We start from the raw sequence: 12,846 nt of genomic DNA, 5'->3' as shown, positions 1-12,846 counted from the left end.
CATTGCCGCCGGGCTGCACGATGTGCATTCTGCGCGCGACACGGTGGAAGGACATGCGATGATCCCGGTTTTCGACGGCCATAACGACTTCTTGCAACGCGTGGTGCTGGCGGGTCTGGATGGTCCCCGCCTTTGGCTGGAAGGGGACGGGACGGGACATATCGATCTGCTGAAGCTGCGCAACGGAGGAATGGTCGGCGGCTTTTTCGCGATCTGGGTTCCCTCGCCCATCGGACCGAATGATGCAGACGCCATCCGGATCATGGAAAATCCGCCCTTCTCCATGCCCCTGCCACCCGAGATTCCCCATGACGCCGCCCTGCCCCATGCCTTTGCCCAAGCCGCGGCCCTGCACGCGCTGGAGCGGACGGGAACGCTGGAGATCATTCGCAACGCAGACCAGTTGCGTAGCTGCATCGAGGCTGGCCGCATCGCCGCCATCATGCACATGGAAGGGGCCGAGGCCATTCGCGATCCCGACGCGCTGCACCTGTGGCACGCGGCAGGGTTGCGCTCGCTGGGGCCCGTCTGGTCGCGGCCGACTGGCTTTGCCGAAGGGGTCCCCTTTGCCTTTCCATCCTCGCCCGACATCGGCGGCGGCCTGACGGATGCGGGCCGGGCCTTGGTTGCGGAATGCAATGCGCTGGGCATCATGCTGGACCTGTCGCACCTGAACGAGGCAGGATTCAACGACGTGGCACGCCTGTCGCACGCACCGCTGGCGGCAAGCCACAGTTGCGTCCATGCGATCAGCGCAAGCAGCCGGAACCTGACCGACCGGCAGCTTCGGCAGATCGCCGACAGCGGCGGACTGGTGGGGCTGAACTTCGCTTCCAGCTTCCTGCGCCCCGATGGACGCCGTCTGCCGCTGGAGGATCTGGACGTGATGCTGCAGCACCTGGACCACCTGCTGGAGATCCTGGGCGAGAACGGCGTGGCGCTAGGTTCGGATTTCGACGGCGCGCTCATGCCCCGCGATCTGCCCGATGCCGCCGCGCTGCCACGGCTGATCGCGGCAATGGAGGCTCATGGCTATGGCGAAGCCCTGATCCGCAAGATCGCCTGCGACAACTGGATCGGCATGCTGGAGCGGACCTGGACGCTTTGATACGAAAAGGCCGGGCGTTTAGCCCGGCCCTCCGACAGTCTGCTATTCGGTGACTGGCGGCGTTTCGATCATCGCCACCATCTGGGCCAGTTCCGGATCATCGTCGGGATTGGCGACGGCGAATTGCTGCGTCACGTTATCGGTGGACAGTTCGATGTTGCTGACCACCTGCGCGCCGGGGGCGGCAGGACCATAGGCCTGACCATTGACCGCGAAATAGACCGCACCGGAGTTTCCGGTCCGAAGACGCGGCGCTTCTTCCAGGCTGGGCAGGGTGAATCGTTCACCTGCGTCCATGATCTTTTCCAGAAGCACCGTCCCATCGGCCGAAGTCACGCGAACCCAGGCCGCGCGAACCGCCAGCAGTTCCAGTTCGGGTGCATCGGGCGCGACGGTCCGCACACCGCCTTCGCCTGCAACGGTCTGATCGGCCGGAAGCACTGGCCCCTGCATGGTGGGGTCGACCGGCCCCTGCGCATCGCTCTGTGGCGTCGGCACCTGCGTGACCGATCCGGCCGAAGCGATAATCTGATCAACGGAAGTGGCACCTTCCAGCAGACCGGGGTCGATTGCCGCGATCGGGCCATCGCGTGCGGTTACCACCGGCGCTTCGAGGATCTGCGGCCGGTAAAGACGGTCCAGCGCCTCGGGCTGCGGCAGGGCTTGGGCGATGTTCTGCGTCTCGGTCCCGTCAAGCGCCGGATCGGCAAGGCCAGCCCCTTGGGTCGGGTCCAGTTCGGCCACAATGGCCGGAACGTCGTCGCCGGGCGTCAGCGTCACGCGCTGCACCTCTTGCAGGATCGCGTAACCGCCATAGGCCAACCCGCCAATCACGGCCATCAGAACAGTGATGGCTCCGATGGCGCGCGGCTCCACCTCGGACCAGATGCTCTTTTCCTGAGGAATGAACAGCGCACGCGGATTGGCCAGCGCCTCGGCAGGATCTGACGGTCGCCGCGTGGGCTTGGGCCCTGCCGCCGAAGAGGCCATGCCATGCGTCGGCTGAAACCCGGATTCCGCACAGAAGCGGCGGAAGGTCCAGTCAGGGTCCATCCCCAGATAGCGCGCATAGGAGCGCACGTAACCCGCAATGAAGCTGGGCGTATCAAAGGCCGAGATGTCGCAGTTTTCGATCGCCGCGACATAGGACGCACGAATCCGCAGTTCGCGTTGGACGTCGAGCAGTGATTTGCCCAATGTCGCACGCTCACCACGCATCAGGTCACCCAGACGCGTTTCATCATCAAGGAAGGGAGCCATATCTTCCACCTGCGCGAACTCCTCTGCCGGGTGCTGTGCCCGCAGCCTGCTCATTCGGAATGCCTCATGCCTGTTTTCGGTTCGCCCGAATCGGACGTTAACCGCGTTTTATTAATTTCAGATTATCACGCAGGCGAGAGGAGTTCATCCGCAGATTGAATTACGCACTCAATTCCGCGCGATTCAACGCGCAGTGCGACCAAAGCGCATCCATTGCACGCACGAGGTGATCGATCTGCTTGGGATCGTGCACGGGCGATGGCGTAAAGCGCAGCCTCTCCGTCCCGCGGGGCACGGTCGGGAAGTTGATCGGCTGGACATAGATGCCGTAATCGCGCAGCAACATGTCCGACAGTTGCTTGCAGTGGACCGGATGCCCCACATGGACAGGCACGATATGGCTGCCATGGTCGATGATCGGCATGCCCAGTGACTTCAGCCGCATCTTCAGGATGCGCGCATGCAACTGCTGGGCATCGCGCAGCTTTTGTCCGTCTGCCGTTTTCAGGAACGCGATCGAGGCCGCGGCGCCTGCTGCAACCGCAGGTGGAAGCGATGTGGTGAAAATGAAGCCCGGCGCATAGGACCGGATCGCGTCGCACATCTTGGCACCGCCGGCGATATAGCCGCCGAACACGCCGAAGGCCTTGCCCAAGGTGCCGTTGATGATGTCGATGCGGCCTGCGAGACCATCACGCTCGGCCACGCCGCCGCCGCGGGGACCATACATGCCAACCGCGTGGACTTCGTCCAGATAGGTCAGGGCGCCGAATTCCTCGGCCAGATCGCAGATCGCCCCGATCGGCCCGAAATCGCCATCCATCGAATAGATCGACTCGAAGGCAATCAGCTTTGGCGCGTCAGGATCGTCCGCAGCCAGCAGTTGCCGCAGATGGGCCAGGTCGTTGTGCCGGAAGATGCGCTTGGCGCCGCCATTGCGCTTGATCCCCTCGATCATCGAGGCGTGGTTCAGTTCATCGGAATAGATGATCAGTCCGGGAAACAGCTTGGGCAGCGTCGACAGCGTCGCGTCATTGGCGATATAAGCGCTGGAAAAGACAAGCGCGGCTTCCTTGCCGTGCAGGTCGGCCAGTTCGGCCTCCAGCTGCTTGTGATAAACGGTCGTGCCGCTGATGTTGCGCGTGCCGCCCGAACCCGCTCCGGTCGCATCCAGTGCTTCGTGCATTGCGGCCAGAACGGCAGGATGCTGGCCCATGCCCAGATAATCGTTGCCGCACCAGACGGTGATCTCCTGCCGCTGTCCGTCGGGACGGTTCCAGACGGCCTGCGGGAAGCGGCCCTTTGCACGCTCGATGTCGATGAACGTGCGATACCGCCCTTCCTCGTGGAGGCGGGTCAGGGCCTGATCCAAGGCGGCATCATATTTCATTGCGGGCGTTCCCTTGCGAAGATGGCTGGGTGCGATCATTGTCCGATCATGCGCGGCCCCGCCTTGATAGAGGTCAAAGCGCCGAAACGACAGACCAAAAACGTCGAATTCGACGAAAGGCGCAGGGCGCAAACCCGACGGAATTGCTTGGAAAGGTAGGAAACATGACGGATCAGGCAAGGTTGCAGGACATCCTGACGCAGCTGGACGACGGACTTGACGCTGCGTTGGATCGCCTGATGGCGTTCCTCAGGATCCCGTCGATCTCGACCGATCCCGCCCATGCAGGCGACGTGCGCGTCGCGGCGGAATGGCTGGCCGCCGAACTGGAAGGGCTGGGCTTTCAGGCGCAAGTCCACCAGACGCCAGGACATCCCATGGTGACAGCCCGCTCCACCCCGGGCGGAGCACGCCCGCTGTTGTTCTATGGCCATTATGACGTGCAGCCCGTCGACCCGCTGGACCTGTGGAACAGCCCGCCATTCGCACCCCGGCTGGAGGACACGCCGCAGGGTCGCGTGATCCGCGGGCGCGGCGCGTCCGACGACAAGGGCCAGCTGATGACCTTCATCGAAGCCTTCCGTGCCTGGAAGGCGGTGCATGGCACCCTGCCCACCGACCTGATCCTGCTGTTCGAAGGAGAAGAGGAGTCCGGGTCGCCCTCGCTGCGCCCGTTCCTGCAAGCGAACGCGGACCAGCTGCAGGCCTCGTTGGCGATGATCTGCGACACCGGTCTTTATGCCGATGGACGCCCCGCGATCACCACACAGTTGCGCGGGCTGGTGGGACAGGAGGTGGTGGTGCGCGCTGCCGACCGCGACCTGCATTCGGGCAGTTTCGGCGGGCTTGCCGCAAACCCGATCATGATCTTGGCCCAAGCCCTCGCGGCCCTGAAGGACCCCAACGGGCGCGTGACGCTGCCGGGCTTCTATGACGGGGTCGAGGATCTATCCCCTGAACTGGCGCGCGACTGGCAGGCGCTGGATTTCGATGCGGCGGATTTTCTGGGCCGCGTGGGCCTGTCCCGGCCCGTCGGTGAAACGGGCCGCACCGCCTTGGAAAGGGTCTGGAACCGCCCCACGGCCGAGATCAACGGCATCAGTGGCGGTTATGCCGGGGACGGCTTCAAGACAGTTCTGCCGTCGGAGGCGCGTGCCAAGGTCAGCTTTCGCCTGACGGGCAGGCAGGATCCTGAAAAGGTCCGCGATGCCTTTCAGAACCACATCCGCCGCTTCATCCCCGAGGATTGCAGGGTCGATTTTCATGACCATGGCGTCAGCCCCGCCAGCGTCATGGACATCACCGACCCGGCCTTCAATCTTGCCAAGCAGGCCTTGTCGGAGGAATGGGGTCGCGAGGCCGCCTTTATCGGCGCGGGCGGCTCGATCCCGATCGCAGGCGACTTCAAGCAGATCCTGGGCATGGATTCGATGCTGGTGGGCTTTGGCCGCGACGACGACCGCATCCATTCGCCGAACGAGAAATACGATGTCGAAAGCTTTGCCCGCGGGGCCCGCTCCTGGGCACGCATCCTGACCGCCCTGCGCACATGAAAAACGGCGGGAACATCCCGCCGCATGCCGCAATCAACAGCAAAGGGGCTGCAGCCCCTTTCCTCAGCTCTTGCTGCTGCAATAGCTCTGGCTGGAGGTCCAAGCCGCGATGTCCGCACGCTTGGACGAGTTGCGCATTGGCGCCCAGTCACGCGCGACACCACGCCAGCCGCTGCCATCCCGTGCCACCGCGTTGTCGCGTTCGACCTGCCGGGACATGATCTTGACAGCGCAGGACATGTTGTCGGCCCCGTTCTTGATGTTGCCGTCGCAGTCATAATGACGCCAAGTCGCGGGCGAAATCTGCATCAGCCCTAACCAACGGCCGCCGCCGCCGGCAGCCTGCGGGTTATAGGTGCTTTCGTGCTTGGCCACAGCCGACAGCAGGCCGGCCCAGAATGCCTTTCGCCCCGGCTGCGCCAGTTGACGATAGTTCGGGCAAAACTCGTTGATGTCACCGGGAACCTTTGACAGGATCGTCACGCCCTCACGGTCCAGAGCCTCCAAGGTCGCGCGCGTCCATTCATCGGATCCATTGCGTACGCCCCACCGCATCGGGGGAACCTGTGCCAATGCCATCTCCTGCGCCTGGGTCGCATCGGCAACCTTGGGAGCGGGCGTGGTGGAACAGGCGGCCATCAGGGCAAGGGCGGCAAGGGAAAGCGCGATGCGCATCGGGACCTCAACGGGCGGTTTCAACATCGCCTGCCATAGAGCAGCCGGAAAATGCTGCAAGAACCGTGTTTTGCATCGGCGGGATCACGCCCCAAGACCGAAAATCCATGATCGGATTTCCGCCGATGGCATTGTCCAGACACAACCAGAGCGACAAACATCACGATAATTTAATGCTTCGGCTTGTGGTCGCGCTGATTCGCCCGTCATTCTTTACGGCCTCTCGCATCAGGTTCGGCAGGCCGTGACATTGCCGCGCCCTTGGCCTAAAACCACGGCCAGACCGTTCCGCCGCAGACGAGGCCCCCGATGCTTGACCTGACCTATACCACCCCACAGCCCAAGGTGATCCAAGGCGCCAAAAGCGACTGGGAGCTGGTGATCGGCCTCGAGGTTCATGCGCAGGTCGCGTCCAAGGCCAAGCTTTTTTCCGGTGCATCGACCAGCTTCGGCTCCGAGCCGAACAGCAACGTGGCCTTCGTGGATGCGGCCATGCCGGGGATGCTGCCGGTCATCAACGAATTTTGCGTGGCGCAGGCGGTGCGGACCGGGCTGGGCCTCAAGGCCGCGATCAACAAGCGCAGCGCCTTTGACCGCAAGAACTATTTCTATCCCGATCTGCCGCAGGGTTATCAGATCAGCCAGCTTTACCACCCCATCGTGGGTGAAGGCGAGGTGATCGTGGACATGGCGCCCGGCGTTGCCCGCCGCGTCCGGATCGAACGGATCCACCTGGAGCAGGATGCAGGCAAGTCGATCCACGACATGGACCCGACCATGAGCTTCGTGGACCTGAACCGCACCGGCGTTGCGCTGATGGAGATCGTCAGCCGTCCCGACATCCGCGGCCCCGAGGAGGCCGCGGCCTATGTGGCCAAGCTGCGCCAGATCATGCGCTATCTGGGCACCTGCGACGGCAACATGCAGAATGGCAACCTCCGTGCGGACGTGAACGTCAGCGTCTGCAGGCCCGGCGACTATGAACGCTTTCAGGAATCCGGCGATTTTGGCCATCTCGGCACGCGCTGCGAGATCAAGAACATGAACTCGCTACGCTTCATCCAGGCAGCCATCGACCACGAGGCGCGCCGCCAGATCGCCATCCTTGAGGACGGCGGCAAGATCGTGCAGGAAACCCGGCTTTACGATCCCGACAAGGGCGAGACGCGATCCATGCGCTCCAAGGAAGAGGCGCATGACTATCGTTACTTCCCTGACCCTGACCTGCTGCCGCTGGACATCGAGCAGGACTGGATCGACGACATTGCCGGCCGCATGCCTGAACTGCCCGATGAAAAGAAGGCGCGCTTCGTGCGCGAACTGGGCTTGTCGGACTATGACGCCGGAGTGCTGACCGCCGAGGTCGAGAATGCCGATTTCTTCGAGGCCGTTGCGGCTGGGCGGGACGGCAAGATGGCCGCGAACTGGGTCATCAACGAGCTCTTCGGGCGGTTGAACAAGGAAGGGCTGACGATCCAGACCTCGCCCGTCTCAGCCGCACAATTGGGCGGCGTGATCGACCTGATCGCCAAGGGCGACATTTCCGGCAAGATCGCCAAGGACCTGTTCGAGATCCTGTGGAGCGAAGGCGGCGACCCCGCGCAGATCGTCGAGGCCCGCGGCATGAAGCAGGTCACCGACCTTGGCGCCATCGAGGCCGCGGTGGACCAGATCATCGCGGACAATCCCGCGCAGGTGGAAAAGGCCAAGGCCAATCCCAAGCTGGCCGGTTGGTTCGTCGGGCAGGTTCTGAAAGCGACGGGCGGCAAGGCCAATCCGGCAGCCGTGAACGAACTGGTGGCCCGCAAGCTGGGCCAATAAGGCCTGCGCCCTCGGCTCTGCCTTTCGGGCCGGGCCTTTTCTTCACCGCGCGCTGCGCTCTCCAGGAACGCCCATGTCTGACCCGGTTTTCGAATATTCCGTCATCGCCGCGCCCAATCGTGGCGAAAAGGCGCGGGACGCCAAGACGCCGACCGATCGTTTTGCCCTGACCCTGACAGCTGAATTGAACCGCATGGCTGTGGATGGGTGGGAATATTTGCGTGCCGACGTGCTGCCAAGCGAGGAACGAAGTGGCCTGACGGGGCGCGCGACCGTTTACCACAACGTGCTGGTGTTCCGTCGCACCCGTCCGGCTCCGGACCCCGAAGTCAAGCGTCTGCCGCAGCCGATCGAGGAAACGACCCCCGCGCCAAAACCTGTTGCAGGGCCCGCTGTTCCTAAGCAGGATGTACCCGCCAAGGCCTGACTTGGGCTGAATCCTGTTGTGGTTGATCCTGTCGGGTGAAGCTGTCAGTTCAGGCCACGCGGCTCATCGCCTGTGGGCAAAAGTCGCTGATCTCGATCTGGCCTGGGGTAAAGGTGCAAAAGCTGCCGGCCGGCACCTCCTGCCAATCGGCCTCGTCCGTTTCCAGCGGTTCGGAAACAACGGCCCATCCTTGCCGTGTTTCAGACCAGCGGTGGTACAGCGAAGGGGCGTGATCGTCGCTGCTGTAGCGCAGTGCATAAAGACGTTCACCGTCCGACAACGCACAGGCCGCGCGCACATGCGGCGCCTCACCCCGTTGCCGCGCCAATGCACCCATCTTTCCCAAGGCCCGCTCCATTGCACCCCTTGGGTCCTCCTCAAGGCCCTCCCCCAAGGCGATCAGGAACAATGCCTCGCTGTCGGTCGCACCCTTGCGATGAGGATAATGCTCGTCCCGGATCAGCACATCCGCATGGCGGCGAAAGCTGTCATAGCCGCCGAACTGCCCATTATGCATGAACGACCAGCGGCCGACCGTGAAGGGATGACAGTTGTTGCGGCTGGTTGCCGTTCCCGTCGAGGCCCGCACGTGCGCTAAAAACAGCCCTGACCGCACTTGCGCCACCAGGCTGCGCAGGTTGGGGTCCGACCAGGCGGGCATCACGTCACGATAAAGCCCAGGTTCAGGTCGCTCGCCATACCATGCGATGCCGAAGCCGTCGGCGTTTACCGCCGTTACGCAGCGCGTCGCGCCTTGGCTCTGCCGGATCAGCGAATGCGCCGGCCGGCTGACGATGTCTTCCAGAAAGATAGGTTCGCCCAGATAGGCGGCCCAACGGCACATGCCCTGCCCCTTCGTGTCTACTTTGTGACAGAGCTACCACGAAAGGATGAAGGTTTCACCTATTCCGTAGCCGGAGGCGTTTCTTCCACGATCACGAGGTCGCGTTCGCTGGCGCCTTTGGCATGGGCCAGCGCGGCCTGGTATTCACTGCTGTGATAACAGGCAACCGCTGCATCGAGGCTGGGAAAGCGGGCAACCACGTTGCGCGCGCGCTCGTTCCCCTCCAGCTGATGATAGCGGCCGCCGCGGACCAGGAAGACCCCGCCATGGGCCGCGATCGCGGGCCCCGCCTCCTTGGCATAGCGGCCATAGGCTTCGGGATCCGTGACGGTCACATGGGCAATCCAGAGTGCAGTCATGCACTTTCCTTTATCAATGTGCGGGCGTCCTCGAACGCCGATTCCGCGGCCGCCAGACTTGGGGCGCCGCCTTGCGCGCGGTCGGGGCGGCCGCCACCGCCCTTGCCGCCCAGTGCAGCCGTTGCGGCCTGCACCAGTGCCACAGCACTGACACGATCGATCAGGTCCGAAGTGACGCCTGCGGCGACCGTCGCCTTGCCGTCAGTCTCTGCCAGAACCAGCACGACGCCGCTGCCAAGGCCAGCCTTCATCTCGTCGACCAGCGCGCCCAGCTCCTTGCCGCCCACGCCCTCGACCTTGCGGCCGATGAACCTGACGCCGCCGATCTCCTCGGCCTCCGATGCGCCGCCCGAACCCATTGCCAGCTGACGCTTGAGTTGCGCCACCTCGTTGGCCAGCGCCTTGCGCTCGTCGGCCAAGGCGCGGACGCGGTTCACGACCTCGCTCGACTGCGCCTTGAGGATGCCCGCGATCTCGGACAGGCGCCGGTCGGAATCACGCAGGTAATCCAGCGCCGCCTGCCCCGTCAGCGCCTCGATCCGCCGCACGCCGGCGCTGGAGGCACTGTCGCCCAACAACGCAAAGGCGCCGACGTCGCCGGTACGCGCCACATGGGTGCCACCGCACAGTTCCAGCGAATAGGTTGCCTTGTCCGCCCCCTTGCCGCTGCCGTCGAGGCTGCCCATCGACACGACCCGCACCTCGTCGCCATATTTTTCGCCGAACAATGCCTGCGCACCAAGTGCACGCGCCTCGTCCGGTGTCATGATGCGCGTGACAACGGGGCTGTTCTGGCGGATGAACTCGTTCACCTCGGCCTCGACCTGCGCCAGTTCCTCGGGGGAAACCGCGTGGTTGTGGCTGAAGTCGAAACGCAGCCGGTCCGGCGCGTTCAGGCTGCCGCGCTGCGCGACGTGGTCGCCCAATGCGCGCCGCAGCGCCTCGTGCAGCAGGTGCGTGGCCGAGTGGTTGGCCCGGATCGTCCCGCGCCGGTCATGATCGACGCTCAGCATGGCGCCCTGGCCGCGCGCGATGGTGCCCATCGTCACCTCGGCATGATGCACGAAGACGCCGGCGACCTTTTTCGTGTCCGTCACGCGGGCTGCACCCGTCTCGGTCCTGATCAGGCCGGTATCGCCAACCTGACCACCGCTCTCGGCGTAAAAGGGCGACTGGTTCACCACGATGGCGACCTTGGCACCCTCGCCCGCTTCGGCCGCGTCAGCGCCCTCGATGACCAAGGCCAGGACCTGGCCCTCGGCCTCTTCGGTGTCATAGCCCAGGAACTCGGTCGCGCCGTGCCTTTCGGCCAACTCGTACCAGATCGTGGCGTCCGCAGCCTCGCCCGAACCGCTCCAGGCAGCGCGTGCCTTGCGTTTCTGTTCGGCCATGGCGGCGTCAAAACCCTCGATCTCGACCGCGCGGCCCTTTTCGCGCAGGGCGTCCTGCGTCAGGTCCAGCGGAAAGCCGAAGGTGTCGTAGAGCTTGAAGGCTGCTTCGCCCGGCAGGTCGGCCCCTTCGGGCAGGCGCGACAGTTCGTCGTCCAGCAGGCGCAGCCCGCGATCCAGCGTCTGGCGGAAACGGGTTTCCTCGCTGCGCAACGTTTCCTCGATCATCGCCTGCGCGCGGGTCAGTTCCGGATAGGCCGCACCCATCTGGCGCACCAGCGCCGGGACCAGCTTGTGCATCACCGGGTCCTGCGCCCCCAGCATATGTGCATGCCGCATTGCCCGACGCATGATCCGGCGCAGCACATAGCCGCGTCCCTCGTTCGAGGGCATCACCCCGTCCGCGATCAGGAAGCTGGTCGAGCGCAGGTGGTCCGCGATGACCCGGTGATGCACCTTGCCCGGCCCGTCCGGGTCCGCGCTGGTGGCATGCGCGCTGGCCTCGATCAGGCTGCGCATCAGGTCGGTGTCATAGTTGTCGTGCTTGCCCTGCAGCAGCGCCCCGATCCGCTCCAGCCCCATGCCGGTGTCGATGGACTGCATGTCCAGCGCCCGCATCGAGCCGTCCTCGAACTGCTCGTTCTGCATGAAGACAAGGTTCCAGATCTCGATGAAGCGGTCGCCATCCTCCTCGGCCGAGCCCGGAGGGCCACCCCAGATCTTGTCGCCGTGGTCAAAGAAGATTTCGGTGCAGGGACCGCAAGGGCCGGTCGGACCCATTTGCCAGAAGTTGTCGGCCGTGGGGATGCGGATGATGCGGTCATCCGTCAGGCCCGCGACCTTTTTCCAGATATTCGCGGCCTCGTCATCGGTGTGATAAACGGTGACCAGCAGCCGGTCCCTGGGGATGCCGAACTCTTTCGTCAGCAGTTCCCATGCGAAGGGAATGGCGCCTTCCTTGAAATAGTCGCCAAAGCTGAAATTGCCCAGCATCTCAAAAAAGGTATGGTGGCGCGCGGTATAGCCGACATTGTCCAGGTCATTGTGTTTGCCGCCCGCGCGCACGCATTTCTGGGCCGTGGTGGCGCGGGTATAATCGCGTGTCTCGATCCCGGTGAACAGGTTCTTGAACTGCACCATGCCGGAATTGGCGAACATCAGCGTCGGGTCGTTCCGGGGCACAAGGGGGCTCGAGTCCACGACCCGGTGGCCGTTCTTCTCGAAATAGCCAAGAAAGGTCGAGCGGATGTCATTCAGACTGGGCATGGCGGGCCTTCATCGCAAATCGGTTGTCGCCGGCCGGGCCGGGCATTGGCTCATGGTCTACTTGCCCCCTGCCGCACTGTCCAGCAATCGCGCTTCACTGGGCGGACATGAAAAATGCGCGGAAGGGGGCCCTTCCGCGCATCGTCAGATCTGGCGGTCGCGGATCACTCCTCGGTCAGCGCCTCGTCGTCGCCGCTGCCGCCTTCGATGCCGAACTCCAGGCCATGGCTGGCGCGGATCTTGTCCTCGATCGCATAGGCGACCTCGGGGCGGTCACGCAGGAACTGCTTGGCGTTCTCGCGGCCCTGGCCGATCCGTTCGTCACCGTACGAATACCAGGCGCCCGACTTCTCGACCACGCCGGCCTTGACACCCAGGTCGATCAACTCACCGACCTTGCTGATGCCCTCGCCGTACATGATGTCAAACTCTACCTGCCGGAAAGGAGGAGCGACCTTGTTCTTGACCACCTTGACGCGGGTCGCGTTACCGACGACCTCGTCGCGGTCCTTGACCGCACCGGTGCGGCGGATGTCCAGACGCACCGAGGCGTAAAACTTCAGCGCATTGCCACCCGTGGTCGTTTCCGGGTTGCCGAACATGACGCCGATCTTCATGCGGATCTGGTTGATGAAGATCACCATGCAATTGCTGCGCCCGATGCTGGCCGTCAGCTTGCGCATGGCCTGGCTCATCAGGCGAGCCTGGCTGCCCATCTGCATGTCGCCCATGTCGCCCTCGATCTCGGACTTGGG

Annotated in this window: 10 protein-coding genes and 1 pseudogene; 4 read left to right on the top strand and 7 right to left on the bottom strand. The window is 63.9% G+C overall.

Features of this window, described 5'->3' with window-relative positions:
• Positions 1-58: 58 nt before the first annotated feature.
• Positions 59-1,108 carry a dipeptidase gene (locus tag ACLHHB_RS03710; RefSeq protein ID WP_410216938.1) on the top strand — a complete coding sequence of 350 codons (1,050 nt, stop codon included), beginning with the start codon at positions 59-61 and terminating at the stop codon, positions 1,106-1,108.
• 42 nt (positions 1,109-1,150) lie between these two features.
• Here ACLHHB_RS03710 and ACLHHB_RS03705 read toward each other — a convergent pair whose 3' ends face one another.
• Both ACLHHB_RS03705 and hemA read right to left on the bottom strand, forming a co-directional pair.
• Entirely contained in the window at positions 1,151-2,422 is a 1,272-nt protein-coding gene (locus ACLHHB_RS03705; RefSeq protein ID WP_410216937.1) for a helix-turn-helix domain-containing protein, read from the bottom strand.
• Between the two features lie 106 nt (positions 2,423-2,528).
• A complete protein-coding gene (hemA, locus tag ACLHHB_RS03700; RefSeq protein ID WP_410216936.1) occupies positions 2,529-3,758 on the bottom strand; it encodes a 5-aminolevulinate synthase in 1,230 nt (409 codons plus the stop codon).
• Between the two features lie 164 nt (positions 3,759-3,922).
• Here hemA and ACLHHB_RS03695 point away from each other — a divergent pair, with 164 nt between their 5' ends.
• Positions 3,923-5,311: a dipeptidase gene (locus ACLHHB_RS03695; protein ID WP_410216935.1), complete on the top strand. Its 1,389-nt coding sequence runs from the start codon at positions 3,923-3,925 to the stop codon at positions 5,309-5,311.
• Positions 5,312-5,374: 63 nt separating this feature from the next.
• Here ACLHHB_RS03695 and ACLHHB_RS03690 read toward each other — a convergent pair whose 3' ends face one another.
• Entirely contained in the window at positions 5,375-5,986 is a 612-nt protein-coding gene (locus ACLHHB_RS03690; RefSeq protein WP_410216934.1) for a lytic transglycosylase domain-containing protein, read from the bottom strand.
• A gap of 309 nt (positions 5,987-6,295) precedes the next feature.
• On the opposite strand from ACLHHB_RS03690, the gene gatB reads away from it, so the two are divergent.
• Positions 6,296-7,807: an Asp-tRNA(Asn)/Glu-tRNA(Gln) amidotransferase subunit GatB gene (gatB, locus tag ACLHHB_RS03685; RefSeq protein WP_410216933.1), complete on the top strand. Its 1,512-nt coding sequence runs from the start codon at positions 6,296-6,298 to the stop codon at positions 7,805-7,807.
• 73 nt (positions 7,808-7,880) lie between these two features.
• Positions 7,881-8,234, top strand: coding sequence for a DUF4177 domain-containing protein (locus tag ACLHHB_RS03680; protein WP_410216932.1), 354 nt, complete (start codon positions 7,881-7,883; stop codon positions 8,232-8,234).
• A gap of 49 nt (positions 8,235-8,283) precedes the next feature.
• Here ACLHHB_RS03680 and ACLHHB_RS03675 read toward each other — a convergent pair whose 3' ends face one another.
• The 4 genes and pseudogenes from ACLHHB_RS03675 to ACLHHB_RS03660 form a co-directional block, all read right to left on the bottom strand.
• The gene (locus ACLHHB_RS03675) at positions 8,284-9,078 is read right to left on the bottom strand and encodes a class II glutamine amidotransferase (protein WP_410216931.1); all 795 of its coding nucleotides are present in this window, start codon (positions 9,076-9,078) and stop codon (positions 8,284-8,286) included.
• A 59-nt stretch (positions 9,079-9,137) separates the two neighbouring features.
• Positions 9,138-9,437: a DUF1330 domain-containing protein gene (locus ACLHHB_RS03670; RefSeq protein ID WP_410216930.1), complete on the bottom strand. Its 300-nt coding sequence runs from the start codon at positions 9,435-9,437 to the stop codon at positions 9,138-9,140.
• A complete protein-coding gene (gene alaS / locus ACLHHB_RS03665; RefSeq protein ID WP_410216929.1) occupies positions 9,434-12,091 on the bottom strand; it encodes an alanine--tRNA ligase in 2,658 nt (885 codons plus the stop codon). Before alaS ends, ACLHHB_RS03670 begins: the two co-directional genes overlap by 4 nt.
• A 164-nt stretch (positions 12,092-12,255) precedes the next feature.
• Positions 12,256-12,846 (bottom strand): annotated as a pseudogene (locus ACLHHB_RS03660) (DNA recombination/repair protein RecA); the annotation flags it as partial.

It is taken from the genome of Paracoccus sp. (in: a-proteobacteria) (assembly GCF_046462195.1).
Lineage (GTDB): Bacteria > Pseudomonadota > Alphaproteobacteria > Rhodobacterales > Rhodobacteraceae > Paracoccus.
Note: the sequence above shows the minus strand (reverse complement) of the source record. Positions and strands in the feature narration are given on the sequence as shown.

Excerpts from the sequence above, each read along its gene's own strand:
- hemA (WP_410216936.1), bottom strand. The coding sequence starts at position 3,758 with ATGAAATATGATGCCGCCTTGGATCAGGCCCTGACCCGCCTCCACGAG.
- ACLHHB_RS03675 (WP_410216931.1), bottom strand. The coding sequence starts at position 9,078 with ATGTGCCGTTGGGCCGCCTATCTGGGCGAACCTATCTTTCTGGAAGAC.
- ACLHHB_RS03705 (WP_410216937.1), bottom strand. The coding sequence starts at position 2,422 with ATGAGCAGGCTGCGGGCACAGCACCCGGCAGAGGAGTTCGCGCAGGTG.
- alaS (WP_410216929.1), bottom strand. The coding sequence starts at position 12,091 with ATGCCCAGTCTGAATGACATCCGCTCGACCTTTCTTGGCTATTTCGAG.
- ACLHHB_RS03710 (WP_410216938.1), top strand. The coding sequence starts at position 59 with ATGATCCCGGTTTTCGACGGCCATAACGACTTCTTGCAACGCGTGGTG.
- gatB (WP_410216933.1), top strand. The coding sequence starts at position 6,296 with ATGCTTGACCTGACCTATACCACCCCACAGCCCAAGGTGATCCAAGGC.
- ACLHHB_RS03670 (WP_410216930.1), bottom strand. The coding sequence starts at position 9,437 with ATGACTGCACTCTGGATTGCCCATGTGACCGTCACGGATCCCGAAGCC.
- ACLHHB_RS03695 (WP_410216935.1), top strand. The coding sequence starts at position 3,923 with ATGACGGATCAGGCAAGGTTGCAGGACATCCTGACGCAGCTGGACGAC.
- ACLHHB_RS03680 (WP_410216932.1), top strand. The coding sequence starts at position 7,881 with ATGTCTGACCCGGTTTTCGAATATTCCGTCATCGCCGCGCCCAATCGT.
- ACLHHB_RS03690 (WP_410216934.1), bottom strand. The coding sequence starts at position 5,986 with ATGCGCATCGCGCTTTCCCTTGCCGCCCTTGCCCTGATGGCCGCCTGT.